Annotated in this window: 19 protein-coding genes; 8 read left to right on the top strand and 11 right to left on the bottom strand. The window is 59.4% G+C overall.

Annotation, left to right across the window (positions count from 1 at the left end; all coding sequences use genetic code 11):
• The first annotated feature begins 12 nt into the window (after nt 1-12).
• The 6 genes from N1037_12965 (at nt 13) to cysE (ending at nt 7,356) form a co-directional block, all read left to right on the top strand.
• Entirely contained in the window at nt 13-645 is a 633-nt protein-coding gene (locus tag N1037_12965) for a DUF2460 domain-containing protein (protein UWS78195.1), read from the top strand.
• The gene (locus N1037_12960) at nt 645-1,532 is read left to right on the top strand and encodes a DUF2163 domain-containing protein (GenBank protein ID UWS78194.1); all 888 of its coding nucleotides are present in this window, start codon (nt 645-647) and stop codon (nt 1,530-1,532) included. The genes N1037_12965 and N1037_12960 overlap by 1 nt, the downstream gene beginning before the upstream one ends.
• The gene (locus N1037_12955; GenBank protein UWS78193.1) at nt 1,529-2,044 is read left to right on the top strand and encodes a peptidase; all 516 of its coding nucleotides are present in this window, start codon (nt 1,529-1,531) and stop codon (nt 2,042-2,044) included. Before N1037_12960 ends, N1037_12955 begins: the two co-directional genes overlap by 4 nt.
• Nucleotides 2,044-5,997, top strand: coding sequence for a glycoside hydrolase/phage tail family protein (locus N1037_12950; GenBank protein UWS78192.1), 3,954 nt, complete (start codon nt 2,044-2,046; stop codon nt 5,995-5,997). Before N1037_12955 ends, N1037_12950 begins: the two co-directional genes overlap by 1 nt.
• 173 nt (nt 5,998-6,170) lie before the next feature.
• Nucleotides 6,171-6,338: a hypothetical protein gene (locus N1037_12945; protein UWS78191.1), complete on the top strand. Its 168-nt coding sequence runs from the start codon at nt 6,171-6,173 to the stop codon at nt 6,336-6,338.
• Between the two features lie 193 nt (nt 6,339-6,531).
• Nucleotides 6,532-7,356, top strand: coding sequence for a serine O-acetyltransferase (cysE, locus tag N1037_12940; GenBank protein ID UWS78190.1), 825 nt, complete (start codon nt 6,532-6,534; stop codon nt 7,354-7,356).
• A gap of 362 nt (nt 7,357-7,718) precedes the next feature.
• On the opposite strand, the gene N1037_12935 is transcribed toward cysE, so the two are convergent.
• From N1037_12935 to N1037_12910, 6 genes are all read right to left on the bottom strand, one after another.
• On the bottom strand, nt 7,719-9,032 hold the full coding sequence (locus N1037_12935; protein UWS78189.1) for a pyruvate dehydrogenase complex dihydrolipoamide acetyltransferase: 1,314 nt from the start codon (nt 9,030-9,032) through the stop codon (nt 7,719-7,721).
• A 12-nt stretch (nt 9,033-9,044) separates the two neighbouring features.
• Nucleotides 9,045-9,413: a hypothetical protein gene (locus N1037_12930; GenBank protein UWS78188.1), complete on the bottom strand. Its 369-nt coding sequence runs from the start codon at nt 9,411-9,413 to the stop codon at nt 9,045-9,047.
• A gap of 3 nt (nt 9,414-9,416) precedes the next feature.
• On the bottom strand, nt 9,417-10,784 hold the full coding sequence (locus N1037_12925; protein ID UWS78187.1) for a pyruvate dehydrogenase complex E1 component subunit beta: 1,368 nt from the start codon (nt 10,782-10,784) through the stop codon (nt 9,417-9,419).
• A 16-nt stretch (nt 10,785-10,800) separates the two neighbouring features.
• On the bottom strand, nt 10,801-11,790 hold the full coding sequence (gene pdhA, locus N1037_12920) for a pyruvate dehydrogenase (acetyl-transferring) E1 component subunit alpha (GenBank protein ID UWS78186.1): 990 nt from the start codon (nt 11,788-11,790) through the stop codon (nt 10,801-10,803).
• Between the two features lie 246 nt (nt 11,791-12,036).
• A complete protein-coding gene (locus tag N1037_12915; GenBank protein ID UWS78185.1) occupies nt 12,037-12,336 on the bottom strand; it encodes a septum formation initiator family protein in 300 nt (99 codons plus the stop codon).
• A 259-nt stretch (nt 12,337-12,595) separates the two neighbouring features.
• Nucleotides 12,596-13,792, bottom strand: a complete 1,197-nt coding sequence (locus tag N1037_12910) for a phosphoglycerate kinase (GenBank protein ID UWS78184.1) — start codon at nt 13,790-13,792, stop codon at nt 12,596-12,598.
• A gap of 137 nt (nt 13,793-13,929) precedes the next feature.
• On the opposite strand from N1037_12910, the gene N1037_12905 reads away from it, so the two are divergent.
• Nucleotides 13,930-14,436, top strand: coding sequence for a peptidylprolyl isomerase (locus N1037_12905; GenBank protein UWS78183.1), 507 nt, complete (start codon nt 13,930-13,932; stop codon nt 14,434-14,436).
• The gene (locus tag N1037_12900; GenBank protein ID UWS78182.1) at nt 14,429-14,974 is read left to right on the top strand and encodes a peptidylprolyl isomerase; all 546 of its coding nucleotides are present in this window, start codon (nt 14,429-14,431) and stop codon (nt 14,972-14,974) included. The genes N1037_12905 and N1037_12900 overlap by 8 nt, the downstream gene beginning before the upstream one ends.
• Before the next feature lie 99 nt (nt 14,975-15,073).
• Here N1037_12900 and N1037_12895 read toward each other — a convergent pair whose 3' ends face one another.
• The 5 genes from N1037_12895 to N1037_12875 form a co-directional block, all read right to left on the bottom strand.
• The gene (locus N1037_12895) at nt 15,074-15,223 is read right to left on the bottom strand and encodes a hypothetical protein (protein ID UWS78181.1); all 150 of its coding nucleotides are present in this window, start codon (nt 15,221-15,223) and stop codon (nt 15,074-15,076) included.
• A gap of 229 nt (nt 15,224-15,452) precedes the next feature.
• Entirely contained in the window at nt 15,453-16,025 is a 573-nt protein-coding gene (locus N1037_12890) for a polymer-forming cytoskeletal protein (protein ID UWS78180.1), read from the bottom strand.
• Nucleotides 16,015-17,346, bottom strand: a complete 1,332-nt coding sequence (locus N1037_12885) for a DUF5930 domain-containing protein (GenBank protein ID UWS78179.1) — start codon at nt 17,344-17,346, stop codon at nt 16,015-16,017. The genes N1037_12890 and N1037_12885 overlap by 11 nt, the downstream gene beginning before the upstream one ends.
• Nucleotides 17,347-17,653: 307 nt before the next feature.
• A complete protein-coding gene (locus N1037_12880) occupies nt 17,654-18,493 on the bottom strand; it encodes a ferritin-like domain-containing protein (protein UWS78178.1) in 840 nt (279 codons plus the stop codon).
• A gap of 367 nt (nt 18,494-18,860) precedes the next feature.
• The gene (locus N1037_12875) at nt 18,861-19,325 is read right to left on the bottom strand and encodes a peroxiredoxin (protein ID UWS78177.1); all 465 of its coding nucleotides are present in this window, start codon (nt 19,323-19,325) and stop codon (nt 18,861-18,863) included.
• Between the last annotated feature and the right edge of the window lie 88 nt (nt 19,326-19,413).

Genomic DNA, 19,413 nt, shown 5'->3' with positions numbered 1-19,413 from the left:
GAGGGCACCCCCATGAGTTTTCACGAAATCAGATTTCCCGCCTCATTGAGCTTTGGCTCGGTTGGTGGGCCGGAGCGGCGCAGCGATGTGGTGACGCTGGCCAATGGGTTTGAGGAGCGCAACACCCCCTGGGCCCATTCCCGACGGCGCTATGATGCCGGTCTGGGGCTGCGCTCACTGGATGATATCGAAGCGCTGATTGCGTTTTTCGAAGCCCGCCAGGGGCAGATTTACGGCTTTCGCTGGAAAGACTGGTCCGATTACAAATCGGCCCGTGCCTCGGCGGAGGTGGATTTTCGCGATCAGGTTATTGGGCTGGGGGATGGCGCCCGCAGCGATTTTCAGTTGATCAAGAATTACCGCTCTGGCGACAGCATCTACCAGCGCCCCATCGCCAAACCTGTTGCGGGCACCGTGCGCCTGGGGCTGGGGCAGGAAGAGCTGAAGGAAGACATTGATTTCACGCTCGATTCCACCACCGGCCTGATCCAGCTGAGCTATCCCCCGGAACAGGGGGTCGAAATCGTTGCAGGCTGTGAATTTGACGTGCCGGTGCGTTTTGACACCGATAGGATCCTGACCAGTGTTGCCTCCTTTCAGGCCGGGGATGTGCCCAATGTGCCAGTGGTGGAGGTGCGGGTCTGATGGCGTCAGCAGCGGAAGGTGTATGGGCCCATGCCCAGAGAGGCATCACCACCCTGGCACGGTGCTGGGGGCTGACCCGCAAGGACGGAACCCGGTTTGGTTTTACCGATCACGATCTGGATCTGGCGTTTGAGGATTGGCATTTCACCGCCGGCACCGGGCTCAGTGCGCGCGCTTTGGTGCAGAGCACCGGCTTGTCGATTGACAATTCCTCTGCACAGGGGGCGCTGAGTGACGTGGCTCTGCGGGAAGCCGATATTATGGCTGGGCGCTTCGACGGAGCCGACCTGAAGTGTTGGCTGGTCAACTGGCAAAACACCGCAGATCACTGGCTGCAATTTAGCGGCTCCATCGGCGAGCTGCACCGGGCGGGCGGCGCTTTTGAGGCGGAACTGCGCGGCCTCACCGAGGCGCTGAACCAGCCATTGGGGCGGATCTTTCAGCCCCCCTGCACGGCGGTTTTGGGCGATAGTCACTGCCGCTTTGATCTCGCGACACCGGGCTATGCCTATGAGGGCCAGGTTGAGACGCTAAACAAAGACGGCAGTTTTGAATGGCTTGGCCTGGATGGCTTTGAGCCAGGCTGGTTTGCGGGTGGGCGCCTGACGGTGATCAGCGGCGCAGCCACGGGGCTTTGGGGTAGTATCAAACGGGATCAACAGCTGGAGGGCATGCGGCGGATTACACTGTGGGAGGTCCTGCGCGGCGGGCTGCGGGCTGGGGATCAGCTGCGGCTGGTGCCGGGATGTGACAAATCCATGCAGAGCTGTCGTTTGAAGTTCAACAATCTGATCAACTACCAGGGCTTCCCCGATATCCCCGGCGAAGACTGGGTGATGGCGGTGCCAAAATCCACGGGTAGAACAACCGGGGGCAGCCGCAGATGACGGGACAAGGAAGCTCTGATGCAAGGGATAACCTGCAAGCAGTGGCAGAGGCCCGGCGCTGGATGGGAACGCCCTATTTGCACCAGGCCAGCTGCCGTGGTGCCGGCTGCGACTGTCTGGGGTTGATCCGGGGGATTTGGCGCGGGCTTTTTGCCACCGAGCCGGAAACACCGCCGCCCTATTCAATGGATTGGTCGGAACCGCAGGGCGAGGAGCGGCTGTGGCAGGCGGCGCTGACCCATCTTGTGGCAAAACCTCTGGCGCAGGCGGCGCTGGGGGATGTGCTGCTGTTTCGCATGCGGGCAGGGGCGGTGGCAAAACATCTCGGCGTACAGTCCCGGCTGAACGCGCCGGGTCTGGCCCGCGCCAATACTGGCTCTCCTTCTGGCGCCAATTTTGGGCCGGGGTTTATTCACGCCTATTACGGTCACGGGGTGGTGGAAAGTGCCCTGACGGCCCCCTGGCAGCGCCGCCTGGTGGCGCGGTTTTGCTTTCCTGAGGAGCACATCTGATGGCAACTATTGTTCTTTCTGCAGCGGGCGCCGCCATTGGTGGCTCGATTGGTGGCGCGGTGGCTGGCCTGTCCAGCGTCGCCATTGGTCGTGCAGTTGGCGCCACTCTGGGGCGGGCCATTGATGACCGGCTGCTGGGGGCGGGCTCTGACGCGATCGAGACGGGCCGGGTGGACCGGTTCCGCCTGACAGAAGCCGGACAGGGCGCGCCAATCCCGCAGATCTATGGGCGCACCCGCATTGGCGGCCAGGTGATCTGGGCCAGCCAGTTTGCCGAAACCACCACCGTATCCGGCGGCGGCAAAGGGGCGCCAAGCCAGCCCCGCACAACCAGCTACAGCTATTCGGTCTCACTGGCGATTGCGCTCTGTCAGGGGGAGATCGCCGCAGTTCCGCGGATCTGGGCGGACGGCGAAGAGGTCTCTGCCAGGGACCTGAACATGACGCTTTATCGCGGCTCCCAGGATCAGCTGCCGGATCCGCTGATGGAGGCGATTGAGGGCACCGGCGAGGTGCCCGCCTATCGTGGCACCGCCTATGTGGTGTTTGAAGACCTGGCGCTGGAGTCCTTTGGCAACCGGGTGCCGCAGTTTTCCTTTGAGGTGGTGCGCCCCGAGCAACCCGGTAGCCCGGAGTATTCGCAAGACCTTGGGCAATTGGTTCAGGGGGTGGCTTTGTTGCCGGGCACTGGCGAATATGCCTTGGCCACCACGGCGGTTCACTACGGTATTGGTCCGGGCCAGGCCACGGGGGCCAACAGCCACACGGCCTCTGGGCAAAGCGACTTTTCAACTTCGCTGGCGGGGCTGTGCTCCGAGCTGCCAAGCTGCCAAGCCACCTCGCTGATTGTGTCGTGGTTTGGTGATGATCTGCGCTGCGGGCAGTGTCAGATCAAACCCAAGGTGGAGCAAAAGCAGGCTGAAGGGATCCCTATGGCCTGGCGGGTCAGCGGGGAGACCCGGACCAGTGCCGATCTGGTGCCAGTGGATGGCGAGGGGCGCGGCGTCTATGGCGGCACCCCCAGTGACGCTGCGGTGATCGAGGCGATCCAGGCCCTGCAACTGTCTGGCAAGCGGGTGATGTTTTACCCCTTCGTGCTGATGGATCAGGTTGCAGGCAACAGCCTTCCCGACCCCTGGAGCGATGCCACAACCCAGCCGCCACTGCCCTGGCGCGGGCGCATCACCCTGTCAAAGGCGCCGGGCCTGACGGGAACACCGGATCAAACCCTGGCAGCAGAGGCCGAGGTCGCTGCCTTTATGGGGGCGGCCACGGCAGCGGATTTTTCCGTTGCCGGCGGTCAGGTGAGCTATACCGGTGCGGCGGATTGGGGACTGCGACGGTTCATTTTGCACAATGCGGCGCTGTGTGCGGCTGCGGGCGGGGTCGCAGCCTTTTGTATCGGCTCCGAGATGCGCGGGCTGACCCAGATCCGCGGTCTTACTGGTTTCCCAGCGGTTGCCGCGCTGCGGAATCTGGCAGCCGAGGTGCGCCTGTTGCTGCCCGAGGCCAAGATCAGCTATGCGGCGGATTGGTCCGAATATTGGGGCTACCAAAGCCCCGAGGGCAACAGATATTTTCACCTGGACCCGCTTTGGGCTGATGCCAATATAGATTTTATCGGCATCGACAACTATATGCCGCTGTCGGACTGGCGCGACGGCGTGGATCATCTGGACCGCGCCGCAGGGGCGCCCAGCATATATGATCTGGACTATTTGCGCGCCAATGTTGCTGGCGGTGAGGGCTATGACTGGTATTATCACTCACCCCAGGCGGCTGCGGCGCAGATCCGCACGCCGATCACCGATGGCGCCCATGATGAGCCCTGGATCTGGCGTTACAAAGATCTGAAAAACTGGTGGAGCAACCAGCATTATGAGCGCATAGACGGGATCCGCCAAGCATTGCCCACCGCCTGGCAGCCGCAGAAAAAGCCGATCTGGTTCACTGAACTGGGCTGTGCTGCCATCGACAAGGGGACCAATCAGCCCAATAAATTCCTTGACCCCAAAAGCTCGGAATCGCAGCTGCCGAACTATTCCAACGGCCAGCGCGATGATCTGATGCAACTGCAATACCTGCGGGCTGTGCTGGGCTATTGGGGCGAGGAGGCCAACAACCCGGAATCCAGCGAATATGAGGGGCGGATGCTGGATATGAGCAACGCCTATGTCTGGGCCTGGGATGCGCGTCCCTTTCCTGCTTTTCCAAACCTCGATAGGGTCTGGAGTGATGGTGCGAATTACCTGCGCGGCCATTGGCTCAACGGGCGGGCAGGGCAGCGCAGCCTGGCCTCGGTGGTGCGCGAGATCTGCTGGGCGGCGGGGCAAAGGCAGATTGACGTCAGCCAGCTGCACGGGATCGTGCACGGCTACGGGGTGAGCCAGGTGGCCGAGGCGCGCGCCGCGCTGCAACCGCTGAGCCTGCGCTATGGGTTTGATACGATTGAACGCAACGGGGTGCTGCAGTTCCGCCTGCGTCAGGGCGACAGCGCCTTTCTGCTGCCCGCGCAAAGCCTGGTTGATGATGAAGATCTGGACGGCACAATAGAGCTCACCCGCGAGGCTGAGGCCGAACTGGCGGGGCGGGTGCGTCTGCGGTTTATCGAATGGGGGGCGGGCTATGATATTGCTGCCGTAGAGGCCAGCCTGCCGGATGAGGAAACCCATGCGGTGAACACCAGCGAGCTGGCCCTGGTCCTGACGCAAAGCGAGGCACGTCAGGTGGTGGAACGCTGGCTGGCCGAGGCGCGGGTGTCCCGTGACACTGCCCGCTTTGTCCTGCCGCCCTCCTTGCTGCACCTTGGGGTGGGCGATGTCATTGCACTGCCAGACAACGCAGCCCTGGCGATCCCAACAGAATCGGAGGCGGGCACAGAGCCGGTGCCGCGCTATCGTCTTGACCGGATGGAGCTGGGCACGGCACAGAGCGTCGATGCGGTGCGGATCGACCCGGAAGTTTATCTGCCGACGGATATTCCGGAAACGCTGCCCACCGGTCAGGAATTTGAGCCGCCCCTGCCGGTCTTGCCCCTGTTTTTGGATCTGCCCCTGCTGACAGGTGAGGAAACACCCCATGCGCCACATCTGGCGGTGACAGCAGCGCCCTGGCCCGGAACCGTTGCGGTGTATAGTTCGGGGAGCGATTCCGATTATGCATTGGAGCAGATCATTGCGGCGCGCAGCACCATTGGCGTGACGCAGACGGACCTGGCGGCGGCAGCGCCGGGGCGCTGGGATCTTGGTGCTGATCTGCAGGTGAAACTGATTTCCGGCGCCTTGCAAAGCCGATCAGCGCTTGCGGTGCTGAATGGGGCCAATGCGGTGGCCATCGGCGATGGCAGCAATGGCAACTGGGAGATTTTCCAGTTCCGCGAGGCCGAATTGGTTGGCAACAATACCTATATGCTGCGCGGCCGATTGCGGGGGCAATTGGGCAGCGACGGCTTGATGCCGCTGCTCTGGCCCGAGGGATCATACGTGGTGCTGCTGGACGGCAGTTTCTCTCAGCTGGAGCTGTCTTTGGCCCAACGCCGCATGGCGCGCCATTACCGGATTGGGCCGGCACGGCGGGGCTATGACGATCCCAGCTATATCCACCAGGTTGAAGCTTTTGATGGCAATGGGTTACGCCCCTATGCTCCGGTGCATCTGCGGTTCAGTGGCGGGCTTGGCAGTGACATTTCTGTCAGCTGGATCCGCCGCAGCCGAGTGGAAGGCGACAGTTGGGACCTGGCCGAGATCCCCCTGGCGGAGGCGCGGGAAGCCTACAGAATTCGCATCCTGCGGGGCACCACCCTGCTGCGCGAACAGGAGGTGAGCGCCCCGGTCTGGACCTATTCCTTGGGCGAGCAAAGCACAGATGCGGCCCTGTCGGGGGATATTATCGAGGTGGCCCAGCTGTCAGACCGCTACGGAGCAGGCTTTGCAGCCAGGATGCCAATTGCGTGACAGCGCCGCGCGACCGCTTGGCCGCAAATAGTGGCAGGTCCCCCAGTCGCCTCCGGCCAGTTTTTCCGCAAGATCTGAGCAGTCTTGCACGGGCTTTGTTGGTGGTGCCTGCTCCGCAGCGATCAAATTTATGTCAGCAGCTGTTTGATCTGGCAGAGCAGGCAGCAGGCCATGTGGCGCGCACAGGTCAGCTGCATCCACAGTGGGGAAATGGCACGTTGGATGCGGCGGTGCGCCAGTGTTGCGGCCCGCTTGGCGCTGAGCCGTTTTGGGATGATCTGAACTATATCAACTGCTTGCGCATAGCTCTTGCGGAACTGGAGCACCGCCTGGCCCGGTGAATGAGGTGCAAAAAACCGGAAGCGATCCGGCGGCAAAATCCAAGCCAGTTAGCTCCTCTGGCGAGGGCCTGGGGCAATAGACCTGGGGCAGAGACCTGACTCATTCTATTTAGAAATCTTCTCCATCAAGGGTTTGCGCTTGGGTTTTTCTCCCCTAAATGCAAACCTAAGGGCAAGAAGAGGACGCCATGCCATGATCAAGACGCGCACAGCCGTTTCGCCCCTGGACCCGGTCTGGGAACAAATCACCATCGAGGCTCAGGAGGCCGTTGCCAAACAGCCGCTTATGGGCGGATTGATCCACGCCTGTATCCTGCACCACCCAACACTGGAGAAGGCGCTGTCGTACCGGATCGCCGCAAAGCTCTGCTCGAATGAGATGTCGATGGTGATCCTGCGTGAAATCGTCGATACCGCCTATGCGTCCGACCCTGACCTGATTGCCGCTGCCCGTGCCGATCTGATGGCGGTTTATGACCGCGATCCCGCCTGCCACCGGCTGTTGCAGCCGATCCTGTACTTCAAGGGCTATCAGGCGGTACAGGCTTATCGCGTGGCCAACTGGTTGTGGCGGCAGGGGGATTTTGACCTCGCCTTCTTTTTCCAGATGCGGATCTCCGAAATCTTTGGCGTTGATATTCATCCAGGGGCCAAGATTGGCCGGGGCATCATGATTGACCACGCGCATTCCATCGTCATCGGGGAAACCGCTGTGGTGGGAAACAATGTATCCATGCTGCATTCGGTGACCCTGGGCGGCACCGGCAAGGAAGAAGAAGACCGCCACCCCAAGATCGAAGACGGGGTGTTGATCGGTGCCGGGGCCAAAGTGCTGGGCAATATCCGTATTGGTCATTGCAGCCGTATAGCGGCGGGATCGGTCGTTTTGTCCGAGGTTCCCCCCTGCAAGACCGTCGCTGGTGTGCCTGCCAAAATCGTCGGTGAGGCTGGCTGCGACCAGCCTTCGATCAGCATGGATCAGGTGGTGCCAAACGGATCTGATAGAGGACGCCAGTAGGCGCACTGCACAGACTGATATCCAGCTGATTGAGCAAGAGAAAAGGGGGCATGTTCTGCCCCTTTTTGATTCAGACTGCGTATTCTGTAGGGTCGGCTGTCAAACGGCTGGTGGAGCAAGGGCTGTCGCCGAGGCCAGGATTGCGGTGGAACCAGTAGCGCCGATAAATTTATCCGTCCCGGTGAAAACAAACAGGGCCGGTGAAACCAACAGGGCCTGCGAAACCAACAAGGCCTGCGAAACAGAAATCCCCTGCCGCAGGGATAATCTGCGGCAGGGGCGTCGAGGCAATATTCGCCTCGGATTTTACTGTCAGGTCCGTTTGGGAGACGGCCCGTTTTCGAGCAGACCGGTTTGCAGAGTTACGCCAACATGACCATGGGGTTTTCCAGGTTCTCGACAATGGCCTGCAACAGCTGCGCGCCCAGGGCGCCGTCAATGACCCGGTGATCCACGGACATGGTGACAGACATCACAGTGGCCACTTTCAGCTCGCCATCCGCCCCAACAACCGGCTTTTTGCTGCCCGCGCCAACCGCAAGTATGCCGGCATGGGGGGGATTGACGATGGCATCAAAATTGTCGATGCCAAACATGCCCAGGTTGGAGATGGCAAAGCTGCCGCCCTGATATTCATGTGGGGCCAGTTTGCGATCCCGGGCGCGGGCGGCCAGGTCTTTCATCTCTGCCGAGAGCGCCGAGAGGGATTTGAGCTCGCTGTCCTGCAGCACCGGCGTGAACAAGCCGCCCTCGATGGCAACCGCAACGGCCACATCCGAGGCTTTCATTTTCAGCACGCGATCTCCGGCCCAGACGGCATTGGCATCTGGAACCGCTTGTAGCGCCAGCGCCACGGCTTTGATGATGAAATCATTCACCGAGAGTTTGACGCCCCGGCCTTCGAGCTGTTTGTTCAGCTGGGCGCGGAACTTGAGCAGCGCATCCAGCTGGATGTCGCGGCGCAGGTAGAAATGCGGCACCGTCTGTTTTGCTTCGGTGAGGCGGGCCGCGATGGTTTTGCGCATGCCGTCGAGTTTGACCTCTTCAAAGCTGCGGGTTTCATACATCTTGGCGACCATATCCGCCGAGGGGCCAGCGGGGGCGGCGGCTGCCGGGGCAGAGGCTGGCGCAGCTGGTTTGGCCTCGGCTTTGGGTGCGGCACTGGCGTTTTCCACATCGGCCTTGACGATGCGGCCACGTGGGCCAGAGCCGCTGAGCGAACTGAGGTCGAGCCCTTTGTCGGCGGCAATGCGACGGGCCAGGGGCGAGGCAAAAATGCGCGCGCCATCCGCAGCGGTGGGGGCTGCGGGCGCCGGTGTGGCGGCAGCAGCGGACGTGTCGGAGCCTCCGCTGGAGGCCGCCTCCGTGCCCGCGTCAGCGGCTGGTGCCGCCTCCGGGGTTGCTGCCGATGTTGCGATATCACCGGCGCTTTCGCCCTCTTCCAGCAGCACCGCGATGGGGGTGTTGACCTTGACCCCTTCGGAGCCTTCGGCGATCAGGATCTTGCCGACGGTGCCTTCGTCCACGGCTTCAAATTCCATGGTGGCCTTGTCGGTTTCGATCTCGGCAATCAGGTCGCCAGACTGGACGGTATCGCCTTCCTTGACCAGCCATTTGGCCAGGGTGCCTTCCTCCATGGTGGGGGAAAGGGCGGGCATCAGAATTTCAGTGGGCATCTTGTGGTTCCCCTAGCTCGCCATGTCAAAAGACATGGAGTCTATGTCAAAAGTCCCATAGGCGCCGAAGGACAGTTCGTGCTCTTTCAGGGACATCGGAAAAAGTTTGTGGTGCGCGGTTGCACTCGAAAACGGTGGGTGGTCACCGGTCTCATCCTCGCAGAGGTCTTTACCGGGTATCCGCCCGCTGTTGGAGCCGCAGGCATTCTCGGCTCTGGTCAGGTCCATGACCTCTTTGAACTGAGTTTTGAGACCATCCCGCTTCCCGGCTGTCCAATACTGAACAGGGCGCTTGTCTCCCTGGATGCTGTCGCGTTCCAAAAGAACCAAACTGCCGTGTTCAGTCGCAGAGCTTAGGGGGAAGGTGATGGCCTCAAACATGACTTACCGATAGGTTACTTGCTTCACGGCTGCCACAACCTCGTCGGTGGTGATCAGCGCATGGCGTTCCAGGTTGGCGGCATAGGGCATGGGCACGTCCTTGCCGGTGCAGGTGATCACCGGGGCATCCAGATAATCAAAGGCCTGCTGCATCACCTCAGAGGCGATATAGCTGCCAACAGAGCCCTGAGGCCAGCCTTCCTCGACGGTGACCAGGCGGTTGGTCTTCATCACCGATTTTATCACTGTGGGCAGATCCATCGGGCGCAGGGTGCGCAGGTCGATCACTTCGGCCGAGATGCCCTCTTCGGCCAACTTTTCTGCCGCTTCAAGGGCGTATTGCATGCCGATACCAAAGGAGACGATGGTGGCGTCAGAGCCTTCGCGCCAGATCCGGGCCTTGCCAAAGGGAACGGTGAAGTCATCCATCTTGGGCACGTCAAAGGACCGACCATAGAGGATCTCATTTTCCAGGAAGATCACCGGGTTGGGATCGCGGATCGCGGATTTCAGCAGGCCTTTGGCGTCAGAGGCCGAATAGGGCATGACAACCTTGAGACCAGGCACCTGCATATACCAGGCGGCATAGTCCTGGCTGTGCTGGGCGCCAACACGAGCGGCAGCGCCATTGGGGCCACGGAACACCATAGGTGCCCCCATCTGACCGCCAGACATATAAAGCGTCTTGGCCGCCGAGTTGATGATTTGGTCAATCGCCTGCATGGCGAAATTGAAGGTCATGAACTCAACAATGGGGTTCAAGCCGCCAAAGGCCGCGCCAGTGGCGATCCCGGCAAAGCCGTGTTCGGTGATCGGGGTGTCGATGACCCGCTTGGGGCCAAATTCGTCCAGCAAGCCCTGGCTGATCTTGTAGGCGCCCTCGTATTCGGCGACTTCTTCGCCCATCAAAAAGACGTTTTCATTGCCACGCATCTCTTCGGCCATAGCGTCGCGCAGGGCTTCACGGACCGTGGTTTTAACCACCTCGGTGCCTTCCGGCCAGTCGGGGCTGTCATCCACGTCAGGGGCTGCTGGAGCCGCGGCAGCAGCGGCGGGGGCTGCGGGCGCCGCAGGTGCCCCGGCCGCCGGCGCTTCATTGCTCGCCGCAGGCGCAGCGTCCAGGCTCTCGCCTTCTTCTACCAGGACCGCAATTGGCGTATTCACCTTTACGCCCTCAGAGCCTTCAGAGATCAGGATCTTGCCGATGATACCTTCATCAACAGCCTCAAACTCCATAGTTGCCTTATCGGTTTCGATCTCAGCCATTACATCGCCAGATTTGACGGTATCGCCTTCCTTGACCAGCCATTTGGCCAGGGTGCCCTCTTCCATAGTGGGCGACAGGGCGGGCATCAGAATTTCAGTTGCCATATCTTTTCTCTTCCCCTCAAGCGTAGATGTCGGTCCAGAGCTCTTCGAGCGCTGGTTCCGGGCTGGTACGGGCAAATTCGGCGGATTGGTTCACCACCTCTTTGATCTCTTTGTCGATCGCTTTCAAATCCTCTTCGGTGGCATGTTTGCCAGTCAGGAGAAGATCACGAACCTGTTCGATGGGATCGCGCTCGCTGCGCATCTTTTGCACCTCTTCGCGGGTGCGGTACTTGGCCGGGTCCGACATCGAATGACCCCGGTAGCGGTAGGTTTTGACCTCTAGAATATAAGGCCCCTTACCGGAGCGACAGTGGGCCGTGGCCCGTTCGCTGGCATCCTTGACCGCCAGAACATCCATGCCGTCAACGGCTTCACCGGGGATGCCAAAGGCCTCACCGCGGGTGTAGATGTCGGGGGTCGAGGTCGAGCGCGCCTGCGCCGTGCCCATGGCGTATTGGTTGTTCTCGATGACAAAAACCACCGGCAGATCCCAGATGGCGGCCATATTGAAGGTCTCATAGACTTGGCCCTGGTTGGCCGCACCATCGCCAAAATAGGTAAAGGTCACCCGGCCATTGTCTTTGTATTTATCGGCAAAAGCCAGACCGGCCCCCAGTGGCACCTGCGCGCCAACAATACCGTGGCCACCGTAGAAATGCTTCTCTTTCGAGAACATATGCATGGATCCGCCCTTGCCTTTGGACAGACCACCTTCGCGCCCGGTCAGCTCGGCCATAACGCCATTTGGATCCATGCCACAGGCCAGCATGTGACCGTGATCGCGATAAGAGGTGATGCGCTTGTCGCCCTCTTGTGCGGCGGCCTCCAGGCCGACAACAACGGCTTCCTGACCGATATAAAGGTGACAGAACCCGCCAATAAGGCCCATGCCATAGAGCTGACCGGCCTTTTCTTCGAATCGACGGATCAACAACATGTCGCGGTAATATTGGGTCAGTTCCTCGGCAGAAACATTTGTTTTCTTTGTGCTTTTCCTAGCTGCCATCGGTGCGGGCTCCCCCTTGAGGCTAGATAGTTTAGTGTTAAACTATTTAATAGTTGAATTTGGCGTGGCTGGCGAGACTTATTCTGACCTCAGGTCATTTCACCGCAGTACAGGCCCAGAAGCGGGCAAAACTGGCGCGCTGGATGACCTGCTGCCGCAGAGCATTTATTCTATGGTTGCATGATGATCAGCCCTGTTCAACAGCCAGATCCGTTAGCTGTGACACAGGAGGGGTGCAAAAAGCGTTTAACGGATAACGATTTCGTCAGCGCGCAACAGGCCGAGCACCGAGCGCGCCTGTTCATCCAGCAGGTCCAGATCGAGATAATCGTCGGACAGGCGATGGGTGAGATTCTCGATCTCGGCAATCTCCAGGGTCAGGCGATCAAGATCCAGACGAAGCTCATCGGCTCCGGCCTGGATCTCAACCCTTCTGAACAACCCAAAATCACCCTGCACCGCCGCAAAGGTAAAATATGCGCCCAGCGCAAATGCGACGACAAAAAAGACGAACGAACCTAGGGAAGGCTTGTGGCTTCGGGTCAATGGAAGTGCCTGTATGTTTACTGCTCAAGTCTGCTGTTGGGCCAGTTGTTCCGGCCTCTGGCTTTGTTATGGCATATGTGATTCGCTTTGTGAATCCCCTTTTAACGCCGCGGGTACAGAATTTTTCGCCTTAAGGTTTTATTAAGGATTTTGCCTTGCAGACCAGATTGATAGCCGCAAAAGACAAACCACCGATCCCAGAGAAATCCCGGATCGGTGGTCGTAGCCTTGCCTTTGCTGTGAAGGGGCCCAGGGTGCCTTATTCGTGCCGGCTCAGCGCGGCCACACCGGGAAGGGTTTTGCCCTCCATCCATTCCAAAAAGGCGCCTCCGGCTGTGGAGATATAGGTGAAATCCCCCGCCGCGCCCGAAGCATTTAGCGCCGCGACCGTGTCGCCACCGCCTGCCACCGCTGTCAACCGGCCCGCACGGGCCAGCGCTGCGGCTTTCAGGGCAGCTGCATTGGTGGCGGCATCAAAGGGCTCAAATTCAAAAGCGCCAAGCGGGCCATTCCAGATCAGGGTTTTGCTCTGTTCAAAGATGTCATTGATCACCTTCAGGCTTTCGGGGCCTGCGTCCAGGATCATGCCATTGTCCGGGCACTGATCTGCGGGCAGCACTTGGTGCGGCGCGTGGGATTCAAATTTTTCGGTGACCACAATGTCGCTGGGCAGGATGATCTTGCAGCCGGTCTTCTCGGCCTTGGCCATAATCTGCGCGGCGGTGTCCTTCATCATCCGTTCAGCTAGGGAAACGCCCACGGACAGGCCTTTGGCGACAAGAAAGGTATTGGCCATGCCGCCACCGATGATCAGATAATCGACCTTTTCCACCAGATTGCCCAGCAGCTCCAGCTTGGTCGAGACCTTGGCGCCACCAACAACAGCCGTCACCGGGCGGTTCGGCGCCCCAAGCGCGCTTTCCAGGGCCTGCAGCTCGGCCTGCATCAAGCGGCCCGCGCATGCGGGCAGCAGTCGCGCCAGGGCCTCGGTGGAGCTATGGGCGCGATGCGCTGCAGAAAAGGCATCATTGCAATAAATGTCGCCCAGCTCTGCCATGGAAGCGGCCAGATCCGGGTCGTTTTTGGTTTCAGTGGCGTGGAACCGGGTGTTTTCCAGCAGCAGCACTTCGCCAGGCTGCAGGGTGCTTGCGGCCTCCTTGGCGCCTTCGCCAACGCAATCAGCAGCGAAGCGGACACGGGTTTCAAAGGCGCGCTCCAAGGTTGGGATCAGCTGCTTCAGCGACAGGTTCTCGCGCCGCTCGCCACTGGGGCGGCCAAAATGCGCCAGCAGGATCGGCCGACCTCCGGCTGCCAGAATGTCTCGCACGGTGGGCGCAATGCGGCGGATTCGGGTGGAATCGGTCACCACGCCCTCCAGAAGAGGGACGTTGATGTCCACACGCACCAGGACGCGTTTGCCGTTCAGATCCATATCGTCGAGTGTTTTCCAGCCCATCAGAGGCTCCTCTGTGCAAATATCGCGGGTAATCACGCTGTTCTTTCAGCGCTTTTTGGCCGTCAGTCAATGCTCCCTTGGCAATTGCGAGCGCTACCCTTAACTATCGTTGCAAATTTTGCAGACAGGAGGGCCTCATGGCCGATATCAAAGATCCAGAAAACACCGTCATTGTTGAGCTGAAGGATGGCAATGTTGTCATCGAATTGCTGGCGGACGTGGCCCCCAAACATGCCGAGCGCATGAAAGAGCTGGCGCGCGCAGGTGAGTATGACAACGTCTGCTTCCACCGGGTGATCGACGGCTTCATGGCGCAGACCGGCGATGTGGCCAATGGCGATATGGAAGACGGCTTTAACCTCCGTGCGGCTGGCACCGGTGGCTCGTCGCTGCCAAACCTGCCTGCTGAGTTCTCCAGCCTGCCACATGACCGCGGCACTCTGGGCGCTGCCCGCTCCGCCAACCCGGATTCGGCCAACTCGCAGTTCTTCATCAACTTCAAAGACAACCATTTCCTCAACAATCAATACACCGTCTATGGCCGGGTGATTGAAGGCATGGAACACGTTGATGCCATCGTCAAAGGCGAGCCCCCTGCGAACCCGGATCGTATGATCAGCGTCAAGGTGGCCGCAGATGTTTAAACTGGCAGCCGTCTTTTCCCTCCTGGCCAGCTCGACACTGGCGGCCGGGCTGGAAATCCAGATCGAAGGCGATGCCAATGGCACCGTCAAAATCGACCTGTTTGAGGACCTCGCCCCGAAACATGTGGAACAAATCACTGCTTTGGCAGCTGCGGGCAAATATGACGGGGTGGTGTTCCACCGGGTGATTGATGGCTTCATGGCGCAGACGGGCGATGTTCAGTTTGGCAAAATGGGTGGCGACATGAGCCGCGCCGGCATGGGCGGCTCTGATCTGGCCGATCTGCCTGCCGAATTTTCTGAACGCCCCTTTGATCGCGGTATCGTTGGCATGGCGCGCTCACAAAATCCCAATAGCGCCAATTCGCAGTTCTTTATCATGTTCAAACCTGGTCATTTCCTCAACGGGCAATACACCGTTGTTGGTCAGGTGACTGAAGGCATGGATGTGGTAGATGCAATCAAACTGGGCACCGGCGGCAATGGCTCTGTTGTGGGCAAACCCGACATGATGAGCAAAGTGACCGTCACCGAGTAAGGTATTGGTTCCCTGGTCCTAATCACCGGGGAACACTCAGATCCTAGCTGATCTTCAAACCGCGCTGGACCTCCTCCAGTGCGGTTTTTTGCGGCTGGGTCAGGGGGTGCCGTTGCCATATTTGGTGATGCCCTGAATGAGGCTGACAAACACGTTGAAATGGCTTTGGGCGCTCAGCTTATAGAGCCGACGTGACAGCCGCGAAACGGCCTGCTGTGGGCCGCCGCATTGCGCGCCCGTTGGATCCAATAAAGGCAGCCGCCAAAACGGCCAGTGCACCTAGAATAACCGGCATGTGCCACACCAATTTTCTTTATAGAATACCTGACACCTATTCCCCTCAAGGGGTGAACGCTGAGAACTAAAATTTCTTAATCCAAAGCGGATCTGAGAAAAGAAAACCGCCGCAGAGCCAATCTGCGGCGGTTTTTATCTTTCACTCTGTTCCCCAGGGCCCAGAGCCATGTCAGCCTATGGGTTAGCTGTCAGCCTTGGCTGCAGCTGCTGCCGCTTTGACGGCCGCCGAGGGGGCTGAAGACGTCGAGGCCGGAGCTGCTGCTGTAGGCGCAGCGGCTGGCATGGCCTTTTTGCCGCCAGCGGTCAGCGGGTCATCCTGACGCTGAACCGAGCCTTCAAAATGGGCTCCGCTCTCAATCGCGATGGTCTTGTGGATGATGTCGCCTTCGACACGGGCAGTGGCGGTGAGCCGCACCTTGAGGCCGCGCACCCGTCCAACAACACGACCATTAACCACAACATCATCAGCAATCACTTCGCCTTTGATGGTGGCGGTTTCGCCAACGGTCAGCAGGTGGGCGCGAATATCGCCTTCGACGGTGCCTTCGACCTGGATGTCACCCGAGGTTTTCAGATTGCCGGTAATGTGCAGATCCGAGCTCAGCAGCGATGCGGGCGGCTTTGCCTTTGGGGCAGAGGGCTTGTAATCGCTTGCAGGTGCAGCAGCAGGTGCGGATGAGGCCGCAGGAGCCGCTGTGGGGGTTGCCTCGGCCTGTTTAGGTCCGGGCTCATTGATTTTGCTTTTAGAAAACATTTCTTGCAGCCTTGATATAGATCATCGGGTTTACGGGTTTGCCATTGACCCTTACCTCATAGTGGAGGTGGGTTCCGGTGGACCGTCCGGTCGTACCCATATCAGCAATGTGATCGCCGCGCGAGACCCTTTGGCCCACCTTAACGCGCAGATTTGAGTTATGAGCGTATTTCGTCTCAATCCCAAAGGCATGCTGAATGGTAACAAGTTTGCCATAACCGGATTGCCAGCCGGCATGGGTGACGATGCCATCGGCGGTGGCAAAGATATCGGTGCCGGTGCGGCCGGCAAAATCAGACCCTTTGTGCAGGCGACGGCCGCCTGTTTTAGGGTCACGCCGGTAGCCATAGCCCGAAGACTGACGCACCAGGTTCAGATTGACAGGGGTGGCAAAAGGCGCCTGCTGGGCTGCCATCCGGTAGAGGTTCAACTGGTCCAACTGATTGAGAATCTGGTTGGCGCGCAGCTCATCCGCGGAGGGTTCCTCACCGCGGGTGGACAGGGCTAAAGGGGTGAGCGGACCGCCCTGACCGCTATATCCGCGGCGCACCTGCTCCAGAATACGATCTGGCGGCATGCCGGCATTTTTAAACATTTTGTCCAGGGGGGCCACCGATACGGCAACCGCCTCTTCCAGTTGGCGGAAAATCTGGTCGTTGCGCTCGTTGAGCAGCTCCAGCTCCAGCTCCATTTCAGCGCGCTGTTCCAGGGCTTCGCGTGCGTCGTTTTCTATCTGATCACGCTCAGTTGCCGTTTCCGACAGGGCAGTAGACAGGAAATCCATCTGCAGGGGCGCAGCTGCTGCCGCCATGGGCGTGTCCCAATCTGCCTTGGTGTCTTGGCGCAATTCTTCCAGTTCGGCGCGGGTTCCGTCACGCTGGGTCATGGTCTGTCGTAGGGTTGTCTGAATGACCTCGATGCCGGTTTCTAGCTCCTGGCGCCGGGTTTCCGAAGTGAGCAATTCTGACTGCATCATGGAAATCTGCGCCAGGGCAGCGTTGAACCGTTGCTGCGCCGCCAAAGCCTCTTCGGCGCGTGTGTCACGTTCGTGTGCGATATCGTCAATCCGGGCACGATAGGTGAGCTGGTCTCGCTTGGCCTGTTCGCGAAAATTTCCGGAGCCAATGCTATCCATCAGGACAATCGCCGTGGCGACAATGGACCAGGCAACAAAGGCCACCATCCCGGTGACGGCGACCAGCTGTGTGCTCGGCCGCAGCCGTATAAAGCGGGTATCGGTATCCGATTTTAAAAAAACTCGGCGTTCTGGAAAACGGCTTTCCAGAAATGAGTGTATCTTGATAGCCAGACGTGTTCGCACGTGCTGATCCTTGTCCCATCCCTATTTTGCAGAACCGCTGCCATCCCCAGCTGCAGAACTCTGCGCAAAATCATTAGCCATGCGGCAGCCTGTGGGCAAGTGTGAAGGCGGTTTTTGGGTGTGCTCCCATCGGTTTGTGGCAATGGGAGGCGGATTTGGGCGGAATATTGCCACTGGCAAAGGTGCTGTGGGCGGCTATCTCAGCGCCGGTGGTCGTCCCGGCTTAGGCTTTTGGAGAGCAGCCAGTAGGAGACTTGCCTAAGCTTTTGCGCAAGATGGCTGTTGCAGCTGTTTTCGATTGACGCGGTCAGACCCCGGCAATTGGTTTGATCTGATCTGCAAGTGGCCAGTAGAAATCTGGCGGAATACCGGCATCGGCACGCTTTTCTTCATTGAAAGGCGGCTTCAGCGTGCTGCGGAAATATTTCCCGACCAGGCTGTGAAAAACCTCCTTGGGATCCAGATTGTCCCGACCACACAGGAAATAGAACCACTTGGACCCATAGGCCACATGGCTGACTTCCTCTGCATAGATCACCTCCAGCGCCTCCACCGCCTGGGTGAGTTTTGCCTGGCGGAAAATCTTTATCATGCCGGGGGTTACATCAAGCCCGCGCGCCTCCAATACCATCGGTACCACGGCCAGGCGCCCCATCAAATCCTCGACGGTATCTTCAGCGGCCTGCCACATGCCCCGGTGGGCCGGCAGGGCACCGTAATAACTGCCAAGGCTTTCCAGACAGTCGCACATCAGGCCAAAATGTTTGGATTCCTCATCCGCTGCCTTGACCCAATCATCAAAGAACCCCATCGGCAGGGCGACATGGGAAAAGCGCGCAATGATATCCCAGTGCAGATCAACCGCGTTGAGCTCAATATGGGCAACTGCATGCAACAGGGCGATGCGACCGGCCTCAGATCCGGGCTTGCGCTTTGGCACGTCGCGCGGATTGAGCAGCTCAGGCTTTTCCGGGCGGGCCGGGTGTAGCGGCGGATTGGCGGTACCGATCTCTATTGCACAGGGGTCCTGTTTGCGGGCGGCAAACCAGGCTGCGGCATGGCGGCGTGACAGGGCGGCCTTTGCGGCGCCATCGGCGGTGGTCAAGACCTCATTGGCCATCTGTGCGAGGGTAAGTGGAGCGGTCATATGAGATCCTTACAAACAAAAGGCGAAGGGCACAAAAGTGCCAGGGAGTTTCAGGAAAGTTTCCACAGGGAATCTGTCGTAAATCCGCGCCACTGCAGCGCGGCTGCCGCCCTTTCATCTTACGACAAATACCTCGGAGTGTGAGGCAGAGCCTCACGTACCTTGGGGGCGCGCTTGACGCCAGCCAAAGCCTGAGCACAACAACAGCAGAACCAGGGCGGGCCGGGCGCAAATCTATCGATCCCAGCTTTTCTGAACTGCCCAAGATTTAGCCGCAGACCTAAGCAGACCTGATAAATACCCGGCTGTTACACCGGACTATAACATGGACTGGGCTATTGCAGAGGCTGACCTATGGCAGACTGGGCTATTGCAGAGATTGGGCAGCCTCCAGCACCTCTTCCACATGACCAGGAACCTTGACCCTGCGCCAGACGCGGGCAATGCGCCCCTCGGCGTCAATCAAAAAGGTCGAGCGCTCAATCCCCCAGTGCTTTTTGCCGTACATGTTTTTTTCTTTCCAGACCCCGTAGTCTTCACAGGTACTGGCTTCCGCATCGGACAATAGCGGCGTGGTCAGCTCGTGTTTTGCGATGAATTTATCGTGCTTGGACACTGTGTCTTTGGAAATTCCAAAAACCAGGGCGCCGGCATCGGCAAAGCCTTGCAGATGGGCAGAAAACCCGATGGATTCTTTGGTGCAGCCCGGGGTATCATCGCGGGGATAGAAAAACAGAACAACGGCTTGGCCTTTTAACTCTGCAAGAGAGACGTCACCGCCGCCATCACGGGGCAGGCAAAACAGAGGGGCCTGATCAGTTGCATCGAGCATTTATGTGGTCTCCTGAACATGTGGGGGCGCAAACCCTTGGCTCCAGATGAGTGGACCCCGAACGGTTTGGCAAGGGCTGTCTGATATA

Source organism: Phaeobacter sp. G2, from assembly GCA_025163595.1.
In the GTDB taxonomy this organism is placed as follows: Bacteria; Pseudomonadota; Alphaproteobacteria; order Rhodobacterales; family Rhodobacteraceae; genus Pseudophaeobacter.
This window is presented reverse-complemented; position numbering and strand designations above follow the sequence as displayed.